Annotated in this window: 8 protein-coding genes and 1 pseudogene; 4 read left to right on the top strand and 5 right to left on the bottom strand. The window is 67.9% G+C overall.

The features are described 5' to 3' along the window. Positions 1-822: 822 nt before the first annotated feature. The 4 genes and pseudogenes from ASE43_RS22915 to ASE43_RS12205 form a co-directional block, all read left to right on the top strand. Positions 823-1,464: pseudogene (locus ASE43_RS22915) on the top strand (TonB-dependent receptor); the annotation flags it as partial. A 1-nt stretch (position 1,465) separates the two neighbouring features. Then, a partial coding sequence (locus tag ASE43_RS22910) for a TonB-dependent receptor (RefSeq protein ID WP_343123558.1) occupies positions 1,466-2,406 on the top strand: 941 nt, incomplete at its 5' end. Next, positions 2,375-2,614, top strand: coding sequence for a TonB-dependent receptor (locus ASE43_RS22905; protein WP_057160622.1), 240 nt, complete (start codon positions 2,375-2,377; stop codon positions 2,612-2,614). The genes ASE43_RS22910 and ASE43_RS22905, both read left to right, overlap by 32 nt. 152 nt (positions 2,615-2,766) lie before the next feature. Further along, positions 2,767-3,429: a putative 2OG-Fe(II) oxygenase gene (locus ASE43_RS12205; RefSeq protein WP_056179665.1), complete on the top strand. Its 663-nt coding sequence runs from the start codon at positions 2,767-2,769 to the stop codon at positions 3,427-3,429. Positions 3,430-3,465: 36 nt separating this feature from the next. On the opposite strand, the gene ASE43_RS12200 is transcribed toward ASE43_RS12205, so the two are convergent. From ASE43_RS12200 to ASE43_RS22610, 5 genes are all read right to left on the bottom strand, one after another. Next, entirely contained in the window at positions 3,466-4,398 is a 933-nt protein-coding gene (locus ASE43_RS12200) for a DUF4097 family beta strand repeat-containing protein (protein ID WP_057160621.1), read from the bottom strand. Between the two features lie 16 nt (positions 4,399-4,414). Then, positions 4,415-4,939, bottom strand: coding sequence for a hypothetical protein (locus ASE43_RS12195; RefSeq protein WP_057160620.1), 525 nt, complete (start codon positions 4,937-4,939; stop codon positions 4,415-4,417). Continuing rightward, complete coding sequence (locus ASE43_RS12190; RefSeq protein WP_056179657.1) at positions 4,936-5,514, bottom strand: sigma-70 family RNA polymerase sigma factor; 579 nt, start codon at positions 5,512-5,514, stop codon at positions 4,936-4,938. Before ASE43_RS12190 ends, ASE43_RS12195 begins: the two co-directional genes overlap by 4 nt. A gap of 64 nt (positions 5,515-5,578) precedes the next feature. Beyond that, on the bottom strand, positions 5,579-7,141 hold the full coding sequence (locus ASE43_RS12185; RefSeq protein ID WP_057160619.1) for a sulfotransferase: 1,563 nt from the start codon (positions 7,139-7,141) through the stop codon (positions 5,579-5,581). Continuing rightward, positions 7,138-7,731, bottom strand: coding sequence for a 2OG-Fe(II) oxygenase (locus ASE43_RS22610; RefSeq protein ID WP_056179651.1), 594 nt, complete (start codon positions 7,729-7,731; stop codon positions 7,138-7,140). The genes ASE43_RS12185 and ASE43_RS22610 overlap by 4 nt, the downstream gene beginning before the upstream one ends. Positions 7,732-7,734: the final 3 nt, after the last annotated feature.

The raw sequence follows: 7,734 nt of genomic DNA, 5'->3' as shown, positions 1-7,734 counted from the left end.
GACGCCATCGCCGGCGTGGTCAACGTGATCCTGCGCCAGAACTTCGAAGGCGCCGAAGCCAACGCCTACCTGGGCGCCTTCGACAAGGGCGACGGTTTCCGTCAGGCCTACGACTTCACCATCGGCACGACCTCGGACCGCTTCAGCGCCATGCTGGGCTTCGGTTACGTGAAGGAAGAGCCGGTCATGGCCGGCGATCGCAAGATCTCCAAGGAGCCGATCGTCGGCACCGGCAACGCGTTCGGTTCGGGCACCAGCCCGGGCGGCCGCTTCGCTCTGTGCCCGGGCGGCTACGTCAACGGCGCCTGCACCGGCGGTCAGACCAACTTCAACGGCGGCCCCGGCACCTTCACCTACAATGCGGGCGGCAACAGCGCCCCGCGTCCGTACGTGGCTCCGGGCGACGTCTACAACTTCGCGCCCGAGAACTACTTGCTGACCCCGCAGGAACGCCGCTCGGTCTTCGCCGCCGGCACCGTCGACATCACCGACAACCTGCGCTTCAAGACCACCATCACCTACAACCAGCGCGAGTCCGAGCAGCTGCTCGCCTCGATGCCGGTGGTGCTGGGCACCGCCCCGGGCGCTACGCCGCAGGGCCAGCAGATCTTCATCAGCCGCAACAGCATCTACAACCCGTTCGGCCAGGACATCTCGCGCATCAACCGCCGCATCACCGAGTCGGGCGGTCGTTCGTTNCAGCAGATCTTCATCAGCCGCAACAGCATCTACAACCCGTTCGGCCAGGACATCTCGCGCATCAACCGCCGCATCACCGAGTCGGGCGGTCGTTCGTTTAACCAGGACGTGCGCACGTTCGCGATGAACGCCGGCCTGGAAGGCACGCTGACCGTCGGCGAGAAGTACTACGACTGGGAAGCCGGTTACTTCCGCGGCGAGAACAAGGCCAATAACACCACCTACGGCCTGTTCAACATGATCGCCCTGCAGCAGGCGCTGGGCCCGTCGTTCCGCGACGGCCAGGGCGTGGCCCGTTGCGGCACCGCCACCGCCATCATCAACGGCTGCGTGCCGCTGAACCTGCTCGGCGGCGTCGGCAGCATCACGCCGGAAATGATGAACTTCGTCTCGTTCACCGCGCACGACGAGTACAACTACGTCCAGAACAGCTACTACGCCAACATCGGCGGCGACCTGTTCAGCCTGCCGGGCGGCCCGCTGGGCTTCTCGTTCGGCCTCGAGCACCGCACCGAGTCCGGCTACGACTCGCCGGACGCGCTGATCAACTCGGGCAACACCACCGGCAACAGCCGTACCGCCACCAACGGTTCCTACTCGCTGGACGAGGCCTACCTCGAACTCGCGATCCCGGTGCTGTCGGACGTGCCGTTCGCCAAGCTGCTCGACTTCTCGGTCGCGACCCGCTACTCCGACTACAGCAACTTCGGCGACACGCTGAACAGCAAGTTCGGTTTCCGCTGGAAGCCGATCGACGACCTGATGNCCGACTACAGCAACTTCGGCGACACGCTGAACAGCAAGTTCGGTTTCCGCTGGAAGCCGATCGACGACCTGATGATCCGCGGCAACTGGTCCGAGGGCTTCCGCGCTCCGTCGATCTCCGAGCTGTTCGCCGGTCAGGCCGACTCGTTCCCGACCCTCAGCGATCCCTGCAACAACGCCAACTTCGGTAACCAGAACCCGTCCGCTCAGGCGCGCTGCGTCGCCGAAGGCGTGCCGAACGGCGGCTACCAGCAGGACAACCAGCAGATCCGCATCACGGTCGGCGGTAATCCGAACCTGAAGCCGGAACGCGCCGAGACCAAGACCCTGGGTCTGGTCTACAGCCCGAGCTGGATCGAAGGCCTGGATATCAATCTGGACTGGTGGAACATCAAGATCGAGGACGCGATCACCACCATCGGCGGCGCCGGCATCATCCAGCAGTGCCTCGACTCCTCCGGCACTGGTCCGACCTGCGCCCTGTACACCCGTCGTGCCGACGGCAACATCCAGACCCTGCTCAACACCACCACCAACATCGGTGGTACGGAAGTCGAAGGTTACGACCTGACGGTGAACTACCGTCTGCCGGAAACCTCGTGGGGCCGCTTCAGCTTCGTTTGGGATACGACCTACCTGGCCAGCCAGGAAGACGACCTGAACGGTAACGGCATCTACGGCGAAGGAATACGACGGCCCGAACCAGTCCAACGCCTGGCGTATCCGCTCCAACCTGGCCACGCGCTGGGAGAAGGGCGACATCGGCGCGACCTGGAACATCCGTTACTACTCGTCGCAGACCGAAAACTGCCAGGCCCTGGAAGACTACGGCTACGCGTTCCTCTGCACCGACGCCGATCGCATCGTCGCGATCCCGACCGACTCCAACAACAATGGCGTCTGGGACGGCGTGGGCGGCGGCGACAGCTTCACGCAGCGTAACGCAGCAGAACGCCACATCGGTGCGACCACGTACCACGACGCGAGCTTCTTCTGGAACGCGCCGTGGAACGCCAAGATCACCGTCGGCGTGAACAACATCTTCGACAAGAACCCGCCGGTGTCGGTCACCACCTTCGCCAACTCGTTCGATCCGCAGTACGAAGTCCCGGGCCGTTTCGTCTACTTCCGCTACGCGCAGAAGTTCTGATCGACCCGTTACCAGCGTCACCCGCTACGGCCCCGAAAGGGGCCGTAGTTTTTTGCGGGCCCGGCCCTCGCCCGCCCCGCGCCGCCCCCTCTCGTGTCGCGCTACACTCCCGACGCGGCCGCGCGCGCGGCCTCCGATCCCGGAACCGCACCATGCCCTTCGAGCTCTACCCCGCCTTCTCGGTCCCGTTCGCGCAGGACGTCCTGCCCAACCACCAGGCGATCAACGCCGAGCTCAAGGCCTTGCTGCTGGCGCGCGAGGCGCAGGGCTCGCGCTACGCCAATCCCAACCCGTCGCTGGCGCTGCAACAGGGCGTGTTCGAGAGCGAGTTCGTGCTGTTTTCCTGGCCGGAAACCAGCGTGCAGTTGCTGCGCCAGTTCTGCTGGAACACCCTGGGCCGCGCGATTCAGGAGCTCAACGGCTACAACGCCGCGGAGATGGCGCGCCTGCAGATCTTCTCCCACACCTGGTACCACATCACCCGCCACGGCGGCTTCACCATCACCCACACCCATCCGATGGCGTCCTGGTCGGGGGTGTACTGCGTGGACCCGGGCGAGACGCCCGAGGACCGCCCGGAATCGGGGGTGCTGCGCTTCCACAACCCGCACTTCTACAGCAACCAGTTCGTCGATCCCGGCAACCAGCGCCTGCAGACGCCGTTCCATCACGGCACCTGGAACGTCCGCTTCTCGCCCGGGCAGCTGATCCTGTTCCCGTCCTGGCTGCCGCACGAGGTGCTGCCGTTCTACGGCCGCGACGAGCGCATCACCATCGCCTTCAATTGCTGGTTCTCGATGAAAGACGCCGCCTGAGCGGCGGCGTCGTTCGTTAAGCCCGGGCGCGCCGGCTCAATCGAGCTGCAGGGTCGCGTCGCCGGAAAAGGTCTCCATGTGGATCTCGCCGCTGCCGCTGCCGTAGCGGTGCTCGAAGTTCGAGCCTGGGCCGTGTTTTGGCTTGACGATCTGTGCGTCCGGCGCCGACAGGTCGCCGCTGAAGCTCTGGCCGTGCACGGTCGCCGACAGATTGCGCGGCAGCACCAGGTGGACGTCGCCGCTGACCGTCTCGACCGCGATTTCGCCGCTGGCGGCCAGCGCGGTGCTCAGGCGGAAGTCGCCGGACACCGAGTTGCCGTTGAAGCGGCGCAGCGCCGATTCGCGCACGCTCACGTCGACCCGGCCGGACACCGTTTCCACCTCGACCTCGCCGTCCAGGCGGCCGCGCAGCTGCAGGTCGCCGCTGACCGTCTCGGCGCTGACCTTACTGCTGTTGAGGGTCAGGGTGAGATCGCCGCTGACGCTGTCGATGCTGGCCTCGCGCGGGGCCGCGGCCACCGTCACGTCGCCGCTGACGCTGTCGATCGACAGCATCGAGGAGGCCACGCCGGTCACGTCGATGTCGGCCGAGACGCCGTCGATCTCGACGTCGGCGCGCAGCGGCAGGGTCACCTTGAGGTCGGTGGGCTCGCTCTTGTCGCCGCCGACCAAAAAGCCCATGCCGCTGCCGCGGTTGGGGTATTTGACCTTGATCGACAGACGCTCGCCGTTGCCTTCGATCTCCAGCTTCTCGACGCCGTTGCCGAGGCTGCCTTCGATCTTCACTTCCGGGCGGTCCCAGGCGCGCACGTCGATGCGGCCTTTGACGTTCTCGATCTCGACCCGTCCGCGCGGATCCAGCGGGCGGGTCTGGTTGATGGGGGTGGCCGCAAACGCCGGGGCGGCGGCCAGATAGGCCAGTCCGAGGGCGAGTCCGAGCTGGCTTGCTTTGTGGGATGCGCGGGTCATGGTCGTCCTCCGGGTTTCAGGTATAGGCCACGCGCTGGGCGAGCGCGAGGCGTCGTGCGTAGGTGCGGCGCAGCTGCTCCAGCAGCAGGCGCGAGTCGGGGTCGTGGGCCAGCGCGTCCAGGATCAGCGCGGCGTTGCGGTCCAGTTCCTCGAACGCGGGTTGCAGGGCGGTCGCGTTCGGGGCCGGCGCGGCGCGCTGCATTTCCTGCATCGCGGCCTGGTACTGCAGGGTCATGCCGGCGGCCTCGCGCTGCAGCAGCGATTCGCTGCGCGCCTGCGGGGCGTCGTTGGCGGCCTGGTCGCCGCGCCAGACGCCGGTGAAACCGATCGCCAGCACCAGGGTCGCGGCCACCGCGAACGGCGCCAGCCAGCGCGGCCGCGGCGTGCGCACCGGCGCAGCCACCTGCGGCTGCAGGCGCGCGGCGATCCCGGGCCACAAGTCGTTGGCCGGTGGCTGTTCGCGGCGCAGCGCGCGCAGCTGCCAACGCAGGGCGTCGGGCAGTTCGCCGTCCGACGCGGGCTCTCGATGTTCGGTGTTCATGCCTGTCCTCCTAGCCGTTCGCGCAGCAATCCGCGCGCGCGGTGCAATTGCGCCTTGCTGCTGCCGACCGCCATGCCGAGTTCGGCGGCGATCTCCTCATGCTTCCAGCCTTCCACGTCGTACAGCACCAGCACCGCGCGGGCGCGTGGCGGCAGGCTGGCGACCGCGCGCTCCAGGTCCATCGACAGCGCGGTCACGTGCCCGGCCGAGTCGGCGCTGCCGACCAGCTCGAACGCGTCCTCGTCGCCGTCCTCCTGCGGCTTGCTGCGCCGGCTGCGCAGTTCCATCAGCGCGGTATTGACCGCCAGCCGGTGCAACCAGGTGCTGAAAGCGGACTCGAACCGGAACGCCGGCAGCGCCTGCCAGGCGCGCACGAAGGCCTCCTGGGTGAGGTCCTCGGCGCGTGCGCCGTGGTGGCCGACCAGGCGCGCGATCACGCCATGGACGCGGCCGGCGTGGCGGCGGTACAGGGTTTCGAAGGCCGCGGTCTCGCCGCGCGCCGCCGCCCCGACCAGGTCGCGGTCGTCGGCCGGTGTCGCTTCGTCTGGCAGGGATTCGGTCACGGCGGTCAGCATAGTCATTCCGATGCCCCGCCATCCGGGAAGGTTTAAGCCGCCGCCGCGTCGGGGCGCGGCCGGCTCAGCCCAGCGCGCCCAGTCCGTGGATCAGCGGCTGCAGCTGGGCCTCGTACGGCGCCCAGGCCGAGCTGCGGTTCTTGATGATGCCGCCGCGCATCTGCGGGCTGCTGGCGGTGGCCACCGCGCCCGCGCGATCCAGGGTGGTGGCGGCGGCATCCCAGGGCAGGCCCAGGAAGTCCAGGACCTGGCGCATCACGCCTTCGGGGTCGGCGACCAGGGCGTCGTAGCGCACGTCCATGATCCGGTCCGGCATGACCTCGTGCCAGTGCGCCATCAGGCGCTGGTACTGGCCGAACCACTCCACCAGCTCGTGCTGGTCGTAGGAGAAGGTGTTCACGTCCGAGAACATGGTGCGCAGGTTGGAGAAGCAGGTGTCGACCGGGTCGCGCACCATGTGCAGGATGCGCGCCTGCGGCAGCGAACGGCCGATGAAGCCCACGTTGAGGAAGTTCGAGGGCAGCTTCTCGGTCAGGTAGGGCCGGTCCTTGGCGCGCCAGGCGCTGCGCTCGAGGAAGCGCTGGCCGACCTGGGCGTAGTCGACCTTGGCCGCGCGCCGCACCAGCTCGGCGTCGAGCACGGCCTTGTTGCGGTAATCGGCGCCGTAACGCATCTGGGTGGTGAAGGCGTAGGTTTCGCCGCCGTCGGACACCATCGGATGCCCGCCCAGCAACTGCTCCAGCAGGGTGCTGCCGGAGCGGTGCATGCCCAGGATGAACACCGGCACGTAAGGGCCGGGTTCCTGGGTGACCGGGCGCACGAACTCGGCGTCGCATAGCCGGGTCAGGCCCTCGAACATGCGCCGCGCGTCGAGGCGGTCGTGCGGGGTGAGCTGACGCTTGATCCGGCAACCGCGGTCCAGGGCCTGCCAGGACTCTTCGTAGCGGCCCAGGTCGTGCAGCTCGTTGTGCAGGGCGAAGGCCAGGTAGGCCTCGCTCTCGCTGGCCGGCTTGGCGGCGCGGATCTGGGTGAGCATGCGATCGACGTGGTTGGCGTCGGCGGTCTGCTTGCGCAGGCGCGACAGCACCCAATGCGCCTGCGCCATGTTCGGCTGGCGCGCGATCGCCAGCTCCAGTTCGCGCTCGGCTTCTTCCATCTCGCCGAAGAACATCTGCACCACGCCGCGGAAATAGCGCATCGGCGCGTGGCGCGGATCGCGCAGCGTCGCCACGTCGAGGATCTGCAGGGCCAGGGCGTTGTCGCCGATGGTGCTGACCAGCATCGCCAGTTCGGTCAGCCATTCCACCGAGCGGCGTTCGCGCCAACGCGAATGCTCCACGCATTCCAGCAGCGCGCCGGGCTCGTTGAACATGCGCAGCGCGCGCGCCAGGGTCAGCACCGCCTCGTCCGAGCTAGGCCGCCGCGCCAGCGCGCGCATCGCATAGTCGTGGCCGAGCCGGTAGCGCCCCACCATCAGCGCCAGCCGCGAAGCGCGCAGCAAGGCCTGGACGTGGTTGGGGTCGGCCGCGAGCAGGTTTTCGAAGGCTTCCAGCGCGGCGTTGACCTGGCCCTGTCGCGCGTGGTCCTCGCCCTGTCGCCAGAGCTTCTGCACTTGGTCCTGGCTCATGCCGTCGGACCCACTGCCACGCGTTCGAACTTGATCGCGAAGGTGTAGCGCGGCGCGTAGCAGATCCGGTTCGGCGGGCGCCCGGCGTGCTTGATCGCGCCGTCGAAGATCACCAGCCGGCCCGGTCGCGGCGTGAGCGCGCAGGCCACTTCGTCGGCGGCGTCGTAGAACATGGTCTCGCCGCCCCACTCCAGGTCCCAGTGCTCGCACAGGTACCACAACGCGGTCAGATCGCGCTGGTCGGGCAGGCAGTCGGTGTGGGTGAACAGCATGTCGCCGAAGCTGGCGACGTTGGTATAGGCGCGATACGGTTTGTAGCCGTAGCCCGTGCCGGTGAAGCCCAGCACCGCGCGCCGGGTCAGGTCGAAGATCGGCTGCTGCACCAGGGCCTCGAGCTTCACCTCGGTGGCCCAGTGCTTGTAGTCGTTGGTCTCCGGCCGCGCGACCTCGGTGCGCGTGAACGGCGCACGCGCCAGACTGCGCACGTAATCGCCGACGTTGGACAGCAGGCCGTCGTACACCCGCAGCGGGCGGCCGTCGATCAGGAGTTCACGACTGGCCGCGATCGCGGCGGGGTTTGCGACGGACATGCA

This window comes from Lysobacter sp. Root983, assembly GCF_001429345.1.
Lineage (GTDB): Bacteria > Pseudomonadota > Gammaproteobacteria > Xanthomonadales > Xanthomonadaceae > Lysobacter.
Note: the sequence above shows the minus strand (reverse complement) of the source record. Positions and strands in the feature narration are given on the sequence as shown.